The sequence below is a fragment of the Pseudomonas sp. GW823-FHT01D03 genome (genome assembly GCF_058798255.1).
Map to the genome: position 1 here is coordinate 5308099 of NZ_JBXAKK010000001.1, position 12405 is coordinate 5320503.

A 12405-nucleotide genomic window follows, 5' to 3' on the forward strand; every position below is an offset into this window, starting at 1 on the left:
CGCTATGAGCGAAGATCGATCGAGCAACGGGCAGAAGTCATGGCTGGGTAAACTGACCCAGGCTTTTGCCCACGAGCCGAAGAACCGTCAGGAGCTGCTTGAGCTGCTGCGTGATGCACATCAGAACAAACTGTTGGACAGCGAAGCGCTGGCCATCGTCGAAGGCGCCATTCAGGTGGCTGACCTGCAAGTACGCGACATCATGGTGCCGCGTTCGCAGATGATCAGCATCAAGGCTAACCAGACACCCCGTGAATTCCTCCCGGCCGTGGTCGACTCGGCGCACTCGCGCTACCCGGTCATCGGTGAAAGCCATGACGACGTGATGGGCGTGCTGCTGGCCAAGGATCTGCTGCCGCTGATCCTCAAGGAGAACGGCGACAGCTTCAACATCAAGGACCTGCTGCGCCCGGCCACCTTCGTGCCGGAGTCCAAGCGTCTGAACGTGTTGCTGCGTGAATTCCGCGCCAACCACAACCACATGGCCATCGTCATTGACGAGTACGGCGGCGTGGCGGGCCTGGTGACGATTGAAGACGTGCTGGAACAGATCGTCGGCGACATCGAAGACGAGCACGACGTCGAAGAAGACAGCTACATCAAGCCGCTGCCCAGCGGTGACTTCCTGATCAAGGCCCTGACACCTATCGAGAACTTCAACGAGTTTTTCGACAGCGAATTCTCCGACGACGAGTTCGACACCGTCGGCGGCCTGGTGATGAGCGCGTTCGGGCACTTGCCAAAACGCAACGAAATCACTGAAATCGGCGCCTATCGTTTCCGCATCCTGAATGCCGACAGCCGTCGGATTCATTTGCTGCGACTGACCCCTATCGCCCGGTAAGAAATCTAAGGATTGAAATGCGCTGGACTACCCGCCCCGGCTGGCCCGGTAACCTGCTGGCCGTGGCGGCCGGTGCTATCACCACGTTCGCGCTGGCACCGTTCGATATCTGGCCGCTGGCCTTGCTCGCGGTCGGCCTGTTCTATGCAGGCCTGCGCGAGCTGAGTCCGCGTCAGGCATTGGGCCGTGGCTGGTGTTTCGGTTTCGGCCTGTTCGGCGCCGGTACCAGCTGGATTTACTACAGCATCCACCATTTCGGTGGCGCGTCGGTGCTGCTGGCCGGGTTCCTGATGCTGCTGTTCACCGCAGCGATCGCGCTTTTCTTCGCCCTTCCCGCCTGGGTCTGGGCACGCTGGTTGCGCCGAAATGAAGCACCGCTGGCCGATGCGCTGGCGTTTGCCGCACTGTGGGTCGGCCAGGAAGCGTTTCGTGGCTGGTTCCTCACCGGTTTTCCGTGGCTTTACTCCGGCTACAGCCAGCTCGACGGCCCATTGGCCGGGCTCGCGCCGGTGGGCGGCATGTGGTTAGTGTCGTTCGTGCTGGCGCTGACTGCGGCGCTGATCTACAACGCACCGCGCCTGCTGCAAACCGGTCGTAAAGGCTTTATCGCGGCCGGGTTACTGTTGCTGGTCGGGCCATGGGTGGCGGGCATTGCGCTCAAGGACCACGCCTGGACCAGTCCGTCCGGTCCGGCACTGAGCGTCGCTGCGATTCAGGGCAACGTCGAACAAAGCATGAAATGGGATCCGGCGCAGCTTAACGCGCAACTGGCGCTGTATCGCGACCTGAGTTTCCGCTCAAAACCGGTGGACCTGCTGATCTGGCCGGAAACCGCGGTACCGGTGCTCAAGGAGTCCGCCGAGGGCTACCTGAACATGATGGGCAATTTCGCCGCCGAGCGTAAATCGGCGCTGATCACCGGGGTGCCGATCCGCGAAACGGTTCGCCACGAAAAACGCTTCTTCAACGGCATTACCGTGGTCGGCGAAGGCGATGGCACCTACCTCAAGCAGAAACTGGTGCCGTTCGGTGAGTACGTGCCGCTGCAGGATCTGCTGCGCGGCTTGATCGCATTCTTTGACTTGCCGATGTCCGACTTCGCTCGCGGCCCGGCGGATCAAGCGCTGCTGCAAGCCAAGGGTTATCAGATTGCGCCGTTCATCTGCTACGAAGTGGTGTACCCGGAATTCGCCGCTGGCCTGTCAGCCCGCAGCGATCTGCTGCTGACGATCAGCAACGACACCTGGTTCGGCACCTCGATCGGCCCGTTGCAGCACCTGCAAATGGCGCAGATGCGCGCGCTTGAGGCCGGCCGCTGGATGATCCGTGCTACGAACAACGGCGTGACTGGGCTGATCAACCCGTTCGGGCAGATCACCGAGCAGATTCCGCAGTTCGAACAGGGCATTCTGTATGGCGAAGTGGTGCCGATGCACAACCTGACGCCGTACCTGCAATGGCGTTCGTGGCCGCTGATCATCGTCTGTGTGCTGCTGTTTGGCTGGGCACTGATGGCGAGCCGGATGTCGAAAACCCTTTAAAAAGCTTCGCGAGCAAGCCCGCTCCCACATTTGGAATGCAATTCAAATGTGGGAGCGGGCTTGCTCGCGAATGGACATCAGCAACACTCTATCAATCAGGGTTGGCATCACCCCGGTAGAACAACGAATAACCCACCTGCCCCACCGCCTCATTCAGCAACTGTCCGCTCTGCCAGATCGACTTGAACTCCGGCAGCCAGCCACCAAACGGGCGCGCATTATCGGTCCCGAGAAACCCGACGGGCGCCGGCACCACTTCGAATCCTGCCTGCTGGAAACACCACACGGCGCGCGGCATGTGCCAGGCCTGCGTGACCACCACGACGCGCTTGATGCCTTGGGGCAACAAGATGTCGGCGCTGAATTTGGCGTTTTCCCAGGTGGTACGGCTCTCGCCTTCCTGCCAGCGCGTGGTCACGCCGAAATCATCTCGCAGCGAATCGGCCATCAGCTTCGCCTCGGTCGGCGGCGTGCCGTAATGCAGGCCACCACTGGTCAGAATCGGCAGCCCGGAGGCCTTGGCCAGTCGCGCCGCATAGCGCTGACGCTCCAGCCCCACGCCAGTTGGCTGATCCTCACCCCAGGCCAGATCGCCGCGCTCGCGCCCGGAACCCAGCACCACAATCGCATCGGCGCGCTGCGCCAACATCGACCACGCGTCACGGGGCAGCGGCGGCTCACGCTCCAGCGCCTTGGCGCCCCACTGCACCACCACCGGCAGGCTCATCAGCCAGAAACCACCCAGGCCAAGAGCAAAACACAGGCCGGACAGCCGTGGCCGGGAGCGACGCAGCCACCAGGCGACCAGCAACAGCAGCAAAAGAATGCCGGGCGGCAAGAGCAGTTGTTTGATGAAATAACGAAAAGGCATCGGGGCATCTCCAGAGATGCCCGAAGCCTAAGAGTGTTAATGACGCGTTACAACCGATAGTCAGGATCCTGTTGGAAAAGATCCGTTATTTGACCTGCCATGCGTTTACTTGGCCTGCACAGAACGAACCTTGACGGTGTCTCTGCCGGGCGCCTTGTCCTTGAGCCAGATGACCTTGGCTGAATGTGCTGCATCGAGCTGTTTCACTGCCTGCGACAGGTATCCATGCGATTCACGCTCACTGCGATCCAGATAGGCCTTGACCAGTTTGAACTCGGCGGGGCTCAAGCCACGCAATTCCAGTTCCACGGGGCGCTCGTCGCGCAGCCGGCCAGCGGTTTTGGCAGCGTCGAGGGCCATGCCCAGACGATCCATCAACCGTTCGTACAACTCGGGTTTCGTCACGTTTTTTTGCCGTTGCTCCACCATCCCTCACCTCATTGAAGATAAGACTCACTCCCCAATAAGAGCTTAGCTTCGCTGCACAAACCGGCTGAACGCCGCGACCAACGGCCCTCGCCACGGTTTTCCGGGGCCAGACAGCTGTAATCAGGGTTTCCCTAGGCCAAGCGCGGTCATGTATGCTACGGCGCTTCCTGTCATTCCACTTCCAGCCTGTCCGGAGCATCCACCGGAGGGCGCGTTGAAGAGGATTAGGCCACCCCTATCCAGTACAAAAGTAGCCATGCACGAACAATATCAGCCCCGTGAAATCGAAGCCGCCGCCCAGTCGTTCTGGGACGAGCAAAAGTCCTTTGAAGTCAGTGAACAGCCAGGCAAGGAAACCTACTACTGCCTGTCGATGTTCCCTTACCCCAGCGGCAAGCTACATATGGGGCACGTGCGCAACTACACCATCGGCGACGTGATCTCCCGCTACCAGCGCATGCAAGGCAAGAACGTTCTGCAACCAATGGGTTGGGACGCCTTCGGCATGCCGGCAGAAAACGCCGCGATGAAGAACAACGTGGCACCCGCCAAGTGGACCTACGAAAACATCGCCTACATGAAGTCCCAGCTGCGCAGCCTGGGCCTGGCGGTGGACTGGTCCCGTGAAGTGACCACCTGCAAACCGGATTACTACCGCTGGGAACAATGGCTGTTCACTCGCCTGTTCGAAAAAGGCGTGATCTACCGCAAGAACGGCACCGTGAACTGGGACCCGGTCGACCAGACCGTGCTGGCCAACGAACAGGTGATCGACGGTCGCGGCTGGCGCTCCGGCGCGCTGATCGAAAAGCGCGAAATCCCGATGTACTACTTCAAGATCACCGCTTACGCGGATGAGCTGCTGGATAGCCTCGACGAACTGACTGGCTGGCCGGAACAGGTCAAGACCATGCAGCGCAACTGGATCGGCAAATCCCGCGGCATGGAAGTACAGTTCCCGTACAACGTCGACTCGATCGGCGAAGCAGGCACCCTCAAGGTCTTCACCACCCGTCCGGACACCCTGATGGGCGCGACCTACGTTGCCGTGGCAGCCGAGCACCCGCTGGCCACCCAGGCAGCGCAGAACAACCCAGAGCTGCAAGCCTTCATCGCCGAATGCAAGGGCGGCAGCGTGGCTGAAGCCGACGTCGCCACTCAAGAGAAAAAAGGCCTGCCGACCGGCCTGTTCGTCGAGCACCCGCTGACCGGTGAAAAACTCCCGGTATGGGTCGCCAACTACGTGTTGATGCACTACGGCGACGGCGCCGTGATGGCGGTACCGGCGCACGACGAGCGCGACTTCGAATTCGCCCACAAGTACAACCTGCCGGTCAAATCGGTGGTGCGCACCAGCTCCGGTGACACCAACCCGGCTCCGTGGCAAGACGCCTACGGCGAGCACGGCACGCTGATCAACTCCGGCGAGTTCGACGGCCTGGACTTCACCGGCGCGTTCGACGCCATGGAAGTCGCCCTGATCAAGAAAAACCTCGGCGCCTCGCGCACCCAGTTCCGCCTGCGCGACTGGGGCATCAGCCGTCAGCGCTACTGGGGCTGCCCGATCCCGATCATCCATTGCGCCACCTGCGGTGACGTGCCGGTGCCGGAAGACCAGTTGCCGGTAGTTCTCCCGGAAGACGTGGTGCCGGACGGCGCCGGTTCGCCGCTGGCACGCATGCCTGAGTTTTACGAATGCAACTGCCCGAAATGCGGCCAGCCTGCCAAGCGTGAAACCGACACCATGGACACCTTCGTCGAGTCCTCGTGGTACTACGCCCGTTACGCCTCGCCGCACTTCGAAGGTGGCCTGGTGGAAAAATCCGCGGCCGACCACTGGCTGCCGGTGGATCAGTACATCGGCGGTATCGAACACGCCATTCTTCACCTGCTGTACGCGCGCTTCTTCCACAAGCTGATGCGTGACGAAGGTCTGGTCAGCTCCAACGAGCCGTTCAAGAACCTGCTGACCCAGGGCATGGTAATCGCCGAGACTTACTATCGTCGCGAAGCCAATGGTGCCTACACCTGGTTCAACCCGGCGGACGTGGAACTGGAGCGTGACAGCAAGGCCAAGGTCATCAGCGCCAAACTGAAATCCGACGGCTTGCCGGTGGAAATCGGTGGCACCGAGAAAATGGCCAAGTCCAAGAACAACGGCGTCGACCCACAGTCGATGATCGACCAGTTCGGCGCCGACACCTGCCGCCTGTTCATGATGTTCGCTTCGCCGCCCGACATGAGCGCCGAATGGTCGGACTCCGGCGTTGAAGGCTCGCACCGCTTCCTCAAGCGCGTCTGGCGTCTGGCGCAGGCCCACGTAACCCAGGGCCTGCCGGGCAAGCTGGACGTCGCCGGCCTGAACGACGAGCAAAAAGCCGTGCGCCGCGCCATCCACCTGGCCATCAAACAGGCCAGCCATGACGTCGGCCAGAATCACAAATTCAACACCGCCATCGCTCAGGTGATGACCCTGATGAACGTGCTGGAAAAGGCCGCGCAAGGCACCGAACAGGATCGCGCGCTGGTTCACGAAGGTCTGGAAGCCGTGACCTTGCTGCTGGCTCCGATCACGCCGCACATCAGCCATGAGCTGTGGAATCAACTGGGCCACGCTGACCCGGTGATCGATGCCGGCTGGCCTGCGGTCGATGAAAGCGCACTGGTACAGGACAGCCTGCAACTGGTCATTCAAGTGAACGGCAAGCTGCGTGGCCAGATCGAAATGCCGGCCAGCGCCACCCGCGAAGAAGTCGAAGCGGCGGCCCGTGCCAACGAAAACGTGCTGCGTTTCGTCGACGGTCTGACCATTCGCAAAGTGATCGTTGTACCGGGGAAACTGGTCAACATCGTCGCCAGCTAAATTGGATTGGGCGTCAGGTTCGCCTGACGCACTGTAAAACCTTTCGGGCCGCAGGGTCGGCCCACATGGTTTCAAGGGGAGCAACACAATGATCAAACGCAATCTGCTGGTGATGGGCCTCGCCGTTCTGCTGAGCGCCTGCGGTTTCCAGCTGCGTGGCACCGGCACCAACGAACTGACGATCAAGGAGCTCGATCTGAGCGCCCGCAACGCTTATGGCGAGACCGTCACCCAACTGCGTCAAGTGCTGGAGGCCAGCGGCGTCAAAGTCTACAGCGGTGCGCCGTACAAGCTGTATCTGGCTGACGAGCAGGAAAGCCAGCGCATCCTCAGCTACGCTGGCGCGGGCCGTACTGGCGAATATCAAGTCAGTACCGTGCTGAACTACGACATCGTCGGCGAACACAACCTGAACCTGTTGAGCGACAAGCTTGAAGTGCAGAAGGTGTTCATCCACGACGGCAACAACCTGGTCGGCTCCGACCAGGAAGCCAACGACGCCCGCACTGAAACCCGTCGCGAACTGGTTCAGCGCATGATGCTACGTCTGCAACAGCTGACTCCGGGCCAACTGGAGCAGCTGCAGCAAGCGGCCAACGACCGTGCCCGGGCTGAAGCCGACGCGCTGAAGGCGGCACAGAAGGCTGAAGCGGAAACCCCGCGCCAGTCGCCGCTCGAACTGCCGCAGCAGTAAGACGTACGGGGCGCTCAGGCGCCCCGTTCGCCCTCTCTTATGAAGCTCGCTCCCGCTCAACTCGGCAAACACCTGCAAGGCGCGCTTGCGCCCGTCTATATCATCAGCGGCGATGACCCGCTGTTGTGCCAGGAAGCCGCCGACGCCATCCGCAGCGCTGCCCGCCAGCAAGGTTTCGACGAACGCCAAGTGTTCGCCGCCGACGCCAATTTCGATTGGGGTACCTTGTTGCAGGCCGGCGCCAGCATGTCCCTGTTCGCTGAAAAGCGCCTGCTGGAACTGCGCTTGCCGTCAGGCAAACCCGGTGACAAGGGCGCTGCAGCGCTGATCGAATACTGCTCGCGCCCCGCCGAAGACACGGTGCTGCTGATCAGCCTGCCCAAGCTCGATGGCAGTGCGCAGAAGACCAAGTGGGGCAAGGCGCTGGTCGAAGGCCAGCAGACCCAGTTCATCCAGATCTGGCCGGTGGATGCCAATCAGCTACCGAACTGGATTCGCCAGCGTCTGTCGCAAGCCGGTTTGTCGGCCAGCCAGGACGCGGTCGAACTGATCGCCGCACGCGTCGAGGGCAACCTGCTCGCCGCCGCGCAGGAAATCGAAAAGCTCAAGTTGATGGCCGAAGGTGGGCAGATCACCGTCGAAACCGTGCAGGCCGCAGTGGCCGACAGTGCGCGCTTCGACGTGTTTGGCCTGACCGACGCCGTACTCAACGGCGAACCGGCCCACGCCTTGCGCATGCTCGAAGGGCTGCGCGGTGAAGGCGTCGAGCCTCCGGTAATCCTCTGGGCGCTGGCGCGAGAGTTGCGCCTGCTGGCCAATATCTCGCTGCAGTACAGCCAGGGCACGCCGCTGGACAAGTGCTTCAGCCAGGCGAAACCGCCAGTCTGGGACAAGCGCAAACCCCTGATGAGCAAAGCCCTGCAACGCTACTCGGCGCAACGCTGGGCGCAGTTGTTGCTCGAAGCGCAACGCATCGATGCGCAGATCAAGGGGCAGGCCACCGGCTCACCATGGATGAGCCTGAGCCGGTTGGCGCTGTTGATGTCGGGCCAACGCCTTTCACTGCCCGCCGAGTAAGACGTTCAACCGCATAACGCCCTTTCGCGAGCAAGCCCGCTCCCACAGTCGACCGAGTTCTATCAGGTGAGTGCGATCGACTGTGGGAGCGGGCTTGCTCGCGAAGGCGTCAGAATATTCCTACGCAATAGAGGCTGGACAGACGCCCGACATCGGCAGATTATTGCCCCCGCAGCCCCCACCTACCGAGAGAATCATCATGAGCAAAAAGCCATCGAAACATGGCCCGAACAAGGCCAAGTCCATCATCGCCCAACCCCTGTTCCGCAGCCGCCAGGAACGACCAGCCAAGGGTAAAGGCAGCTACCGCCGCGAAGCCTTCCAGTCTGACAACTGGGAGGCTTCTTACTTTCTGGCTGCCTGAAGCACACCACCCCCCGGTCATGTTAAGGTCTGCACCTGACTCGTATCCTCTGGAACCGTGCATGCCCTTCAGTCTTTCCCGTCGTTGGCCCGTTCGCCAACTGATCGCTGCCTCCAGCTTCATTCTGCTTGTCGCCTGCGCGGAAAAACCTACCGCCGCCGATGCGCAACCCCTGCAAGCCGCCCCAGTCGCCACAGCCCCAGCGATCATCCCGCCGGTAGTGCCGTCCGCTGACCCGCTTGATCTTCAGCCAACCCAGACGTTTGCCGAGTGGCAGGCGGGTTTCCGCAAGGACGCCCTCGCCGCCGGGATCCGCGCCGATCTGTTTGATCGCGCCTTTGCCAATGTCAGCTTCGATGCCAGTGTGATCAAAGCCGACCGCAGTCAACCAGAGTTCTCCCGTCCGGTCTGGGAATACCTCGACGGCGCCCTGTCGCCGCTGCGGGTGCGTAAGGGTCAGGCGCTGATCAGCCAGTACGCCGATATCCTGCAAAGCATCGAGCAGCGTTATGGCGTGGATCGCCAGGCACTGGTGTCGGTGTGGGGCATGGAAAGCAATTTCGGCCAGTTCCAGGGCAGCAAATCGGTGATCAACTCGTTGGCGACCCTGGCCTATGAAGGCCGCCGCCCGGGCTTTGCTCATGCGCAACTGATCGCAGCCCTGCAGATTCTGCAACAGGGCGATATCACCCCTGAGAAGATGCTCGGCTCGTGGGCCGGGGCGATGGGCCAGACCCAGTTCATTCCGACCACCTACAACACCCACGCCGAGGATTTCGACGGTGACGGGCGCCGCGACATCTGGGGCAGCCCGGCCGACGCCCTGGCCTCCACCGCGCATTACCTGCAAAGCTCCGGCTGGCAACGTGGTCAGCCATGGGGCTTCGAAGTGCAATTGCCGAGCAGCTTCAACTACACCCTGGCCGATGGCGCGATTCGCAAGACCGTCGCCGAATGGCGTCAACTCGGCGTGATCCTGCCCAATGGCGGTCAGGCCCCGGCCGGTTCGGAACAGCTGTCCGCGGCCTTGCTGCTGCCGGCCGGTTACCGTGGCCCGGCGTTCCTGATCCTCGACAACTTCCGGGCAATCCTCAAGTACAACAACTCGTCGTCCTATGCGCTGGCGGTGAGCCTGTTGTCCGAGCGCTTCAATGGCGCAGGCCTGATTAACGGCACCTGGCCGAAAGACGATCTGCCACTGAGCCGCACCGAGCGTATTGAATTACAGACCCTTCTGAGCGCGCGTAACTACGATGCAGGCACGGCGGACGGGATTATCGGCGCCAATACGCGTAAAGCGATTCGCAGCGCCCAGCAGGCGCTGGGTTGGCCGGCGGATGGTTATCCGACGCATAAGTTGCTTGAGAGCCTGCGTACTCAATAGAAGATAGCCGTATGGCTGATGCCGCCTTCGCGAGCAAGCCCGCTCCCACATTGGTTCTGTGTACGACACGAATCAAATGTGGGAGGGGGCTTGCTCCCGAAGACTGACTCACTGGCAACCAAACCCTAGCGTTTGATCACTACATCCTGTTCCAGCATCAATTCCTTCTTCCCCGCATCCAGTCGCACCAGCGCCCCCATCGGCAGCGTCAGGTTCGGATCACAATGCCCGCTGCGCCACCCCGACAGCACCGGAATCCGTAACGGCTCGAACGTCTGCTTGAGCAAGCGATTCAGCGCCTCGACATCGACACCAGCGACATCACCGACCAGCACCCCGCGCAATCGGGCCAGCTTCCCGGCCAGGCGCATCTGCGTGAGCAAGCGATCGATCCTGTACAGCGGCTCGTTGACGTCCTCGATCAGCAGAATCACCCCTTCCACGTCGATTTCATAAGGCGTACCCAGCGTCGAGGCAATCATCGCCAGATTACCGCCGAGCAAGCGTCCATGAGCGATGCCGGGTTCGACGGTGGTCAATGGATAAGCCACCGGGTGGTTCAGCACACTGCCCGCCTTCAACTGACCGCGCAGCATTGCGAAGAATGAGGTGACAGTCGGCGGCTCCTTGTCGCCCAGCAGATCGGCATTGAGCAGCGGGCCGTGGAAGGTCACAAAACCGGCGTAGCGACTGATCGCCAGATGCAGTGCGGTGATGTCGCTGTAGCCGACAAATGGCTTGGCGTGACGGCTCAGCAGATCGTAATCAATCCGGTCCAGCAGCCGCGGCGTACCGTAGCCGCCGCGCAGGCAGATGATCGCGTCGACTTCGGAATCGGCGAAAGCGGCATGCAGGTCGTTGAGGCGCACGTCATCGCTGCCGGCGAGATAGCCGTCCTTCTCGTAGACACCGGGAAACACTTTCAGCGTATATCCGCGGGCGCGCATCCACTGCACAGCCTTTTCCGTGTCCAGCGCACCGGGGCCAGCAGGGGCGATCACACCGATCAGCCCTTCGGATGGCAGCGCCGGTACGGGTTTGTGCGGAAAAAGGGTGTGGGTCGGTCGAACGGTCATCCATGGGTCTCCCTGTGTGAAGTCTTGCAGACACAGTAGTCAGGAACAGAAATAAACAAAAGAGGTGAAACTACCCAATAACCCGTGGCGAGGGAGCTTGCTCCCGCTGGGTTGCGCAGCGACCCCAAGATGTTTGGGACTGCGTCGCACCCTGGCGAGAGCAAGCTCCCTCGCCACAGATTTTCGCAGGCCCAAACAAAAATACCCGCCGAGGCGGGTATTTTTCGAGGCTCTCAGCCCCGGATCAGGAACCGAGCAGCTCGGCCTTGACCAGTTTCGCCTGCTCGTCGGCGTGGTATGACGAACGTACCAGCGGACCGGAAGCGACGTTCTTGAAGCCCATCTTGTAACCTTCCTCGGCGAACCAGGCGAAGGTGTCCGGGTGCACGAAACGCTGCACCGGCAAGTGGCTGCGCGACGGTTGCAGGTACTGGCCGAGGGTCAGCATGTCGATGTCGTGTTCGCGCATGCGCTTCATGACTTCGATGACTTCTTCGTCGGTCTCGCCCAGACCCAGCATCAGGCCGGACTTGGTCGGAATGTGCGGCATCATCTGTTTGAAGCGTTGCAGCAGGGTCAGCGACCACTGGTAGTCAGAACCCGGACGCGCAGCCTTGTACAGGCGCGGCACGGTTTCCAGGTTGTGGTTGAACACATCCGGCGGCTCGGCGGCGGTGATTTCCAGGGCGATGTCCATGCGGCCACGGTAGTCCGGAACCAGGGTTTCCAGCTGCACGTTCGGCGACAGCTTGCGGATCTCACGGATGCAGTCGGCGAAGTGCTGGGCACCGCCGTCGCGCAGGTCGTCGCGGTCAACCGAGGTGATCACCACGTACTTGAGCTTGAGGTCGGCAATGGCGATCGCCAGGCTTTCCGGCTCGTTGACGTCCAGTGGCTTCGGACGACCGTGGCCAACGTCGCAGAACGGGCAACGACGGGTGCAGATGTCGCCCATGATCATGAAGGTCGCAGTGCCGCCGGAGAAGCACTCGCCCAGGTTCGGGCAGGAGGCTTCTTCGCAGACGCTGTGCAGCTTGTGCTTGCGCAGCAGACTCTTGATCCGGTCGACTTCCGGCGAAACCGGGATGCGCACACGAATCCAGTCAGGCTTCTTCGGCAACTCGGTGGTCGGAATGATCTTTACCGGGATGCGTGCAACCTTCTCGGCGCCGCGCAGCTTGACGCCGGCTTCAACCTTGGGACGCGGGGCCGGGCGCTCGGTCACGTCGAGCGTCGGGATCATGGTTTGCACTGCATCAGTA

The 12405-nt window shown here is 61.5% G+C and carries 11 protein-coding genes; 7 read left to right on the forward strand and 4 right to left on the reverse strand.

From position 1 onward, the window contains the following. Nucleotides 1-4 precede the first annotated feature (4 nt). Together AC1RBR_RS23510 and lnt are read left to right on the forward strand one after the other, a co-directional pair. The gene (locus AC1RBR_RS23510; RefSeq protein WP_027612886.1) at nt 5-844 is read left to right on the forward strand and encodes a CorC family transporter; all 840 of its coding nucleotides are present in this window, start codon (nt 5-7) and stop codon (nt 842-844) included. Between the two features lie 17 nt (nt 845-861). Beyond that, nucleotides 862-2385 carry an apolipoprotein N-acyltransferase gene (gene lnt, locus AC1RBR_RS23515; RefSeq protein WP_492566808.1) on the forward strand — a complete coding sequence of 508 codons (1524 nt, stop codon included), beginning with the start codon at nt 862-864 and terminating at the stop codon, nt 2383-2385. 91 nt (nt 2386-2476) lie between these two features. On the opposite strand, the gene AC1RBR_RS23520 is transcribed toward lnt, so the two are convergent. Together AC1RBR_RS23520 and AC1RBR_RS23525 are read right to left on the reverse strand one after the other, a co-directional pair. Next, entirely contained in the window at nt 2477-3256 is a 780-nt protein-coding gene (locus tag AC1RBR_RS23520) for a YdcF family protein (protein WP_492566810.1), read from the reverse strand. Nucleotides 3257-3361: 105 nt separating this feature from the next. Further along, nucleotides 3362-3685 carry a hypothetical protein gene (locus tag AC1RBR_RS23525; RefSeq protein ID WP_096796296.1) on the reverse strand — a complete coding sequence of 108 codons (324 nt, stop codon included), beginning with the start codon at nt 3683-3685 and terminating at the stop codon, nt 3362-3364. A 256-nt stretch (nt 3686-3941) separates the two neighbouring features. Between AC1RBR_RS23525 and leuS the strand changes: the two genes are divergently transcribed. The 5 genes from leuS (at nt 3942) to AC1RBR_RS23550 (ending at nt 10067) form a co-directional block, all read left to right on the forward strand. Beyond that, the gene (leuS, locus tag AC1RBR_RS23530) at nt 3942-6548 is read left to right on the forward strand and encodes a leucine--tRNA ligase (RefSeq protein ID WP_492566812.1); all 2607 of its coding nucleotides are present in this window, start codon (nt 3942-3944) and stop codon (nt 6546-6548) included. An 88-nt stretch (nt 6549-6636) separates the two neighbouring features. Next, on the forward strand, nt 6637-7242 hold the full coding sequence (locus AC1RBR_RS23535; RefSeq protein WP_095139199.1) for an LPS-assembly lipoprotein LptE: 606 nt from the start codon (nt 6637-6639) through the stop codon (nt 7240-7242). A 39-nt stretch (nt 7243-7281) separates the two neighbouring features. Next, a complete protein-coding gene (gene holA / locus AC1RBR_RS23540) occupies nt 7282-8319 on the forward strand; it encodes a DNA polymerase III subunit delta (protein ID WP_492566814.1) in 1038 nt (345 codons plus the stop codon). Nucleotides 8320-8518: 199 nt separating this feature from the next. After that, the gene (arfA, locus tag AC1RBR_RS23545; protein WP_007975872.1) at nt 8519-8683 is read left to right on the forward strand and encodes an alternative ribosome rescue factor ArfA; all 165 of its coding nucleotides are present in this window, start codon (nt 8519-8521) and stop codon (nt 8681-8683) included. Between the two features lie 61 nt (nt 8684-8744). Then, nucleotides 8745-10067: a lytic murein transglycosylase gene (locus AC1RBR_RS23550; RefSeq protein WP_492566816.1), complete on the forward strand. Its 1323-nt coding sequence runs from the start codon at nt 8745-8747 to the stop codon at nt 10065-10067. A gap of 125 nt (nt 10068-10192) precedes the next feature. Here AC1RBR_RS23550 and AC1RBR_RS23555 read toward each other — a convergent pair whose 3' ends face one another. Then, nucleotides 10193-11143 carry a S66 peptidase family protein gene (locus AC1RBR_RS23555; protein ID WP_492566818.1) on the reverse strand — a complete coding sequence of 317 codons (951 nt, stop codon included), beginning with the start codon at nt 11141-11143 and terminating at the stop codon, nt 10193-10195. Nucleotides 11144-11387: 244 nt separating this feature from the next. Then, nucleotides 11388-12386 carry a lipoyl synthase gene (gene lipA, locus AC1RBR_RS23560; RefSeq protein ID WP_160768663.1) on the reverse strand — a complete coding sequence of 333 codons (999 nt, stop codon included), beginning with the start codon at nt 12384-12386 and terminating at the stop codon, nt 11388-11390. Nucleotides 12387-12405 lie beyond the last annotated feature (19 nt).

Coding starts and splice junctions, on each gene's coding strand:
- AC1RBR_RS23510 (WP_027612886.1), top strand. CDS start 5: ATGAGCGAAGATCGATCGAGCAACGGGCAGAAGTCATGGCTGGGTAAA.
- lnt (WP_492566808.1), top strand. CDS start 862: ATGCGCTGGACTACCCGCCCCGGCTGGCCCGGTAACCTGCTGGCCGTG.
- AC1RBR_RS23520 (WP_492566810.1), bottom strand. CDS start 3,256: ATGCCTTTTCGTTATTTCATCAAACAACTGCTCTTGCCGCCCGGCATT.
- AC1RBR_RS23525 (WP_096796296.1), bottom strand. CDS start 3,685: ATGGTGGAGCAACGGCAAAAAAACGTGACGAAACCCGAGTTGTACGAA.
- leuS (WP_492566812.1), top strand. CDS start 3,942: ATGCACGAACAATATCAGCCCCGTGAAATCGAAGCCGCCGCCCAGTCG.
- AC1RBR_RS23535 (WP_095139199.1), top strand. CDS start 6,637: ATGATCAAACGCAATCTGCTGGTGATGGGCCTCGCCGTTCTGCTGAGC.
- holA (WP_492566814.1), top strand. CDS start 7,282: ATGAAGCTCGCTCCCGCTCAACTCGGCAAACACCTGCAAGGCGCGCTT.
- arfA (WP_007975872.1), top strand. CDS start 8,519: ATGAGCAAAAAGCCATCGAAACATGGCCCGAACAAGGCCAAGTCCATC.
- AC1RBR_RS23550 (WP_492566816.1), top strand. CDS start 8,745: ATGCCCTTCAGTCTTTCCCGTCGTTGGCCCGTTCGCCAACTGATCGCT.
- AC1RBR_RS23555 (WP_492566818.1), bottom strand. CDS start 11,143: ATGACCGTTCGACCGACCCACACCCTTTTTCCGCACAAACCCGTACCG.
- lipA (WP_160768663.1), bottom strand. CDS start 12,386: ATGATCCCGACGCTCGACGTGACCGAGCGCCCGGCCCCGCGTCCCAAG.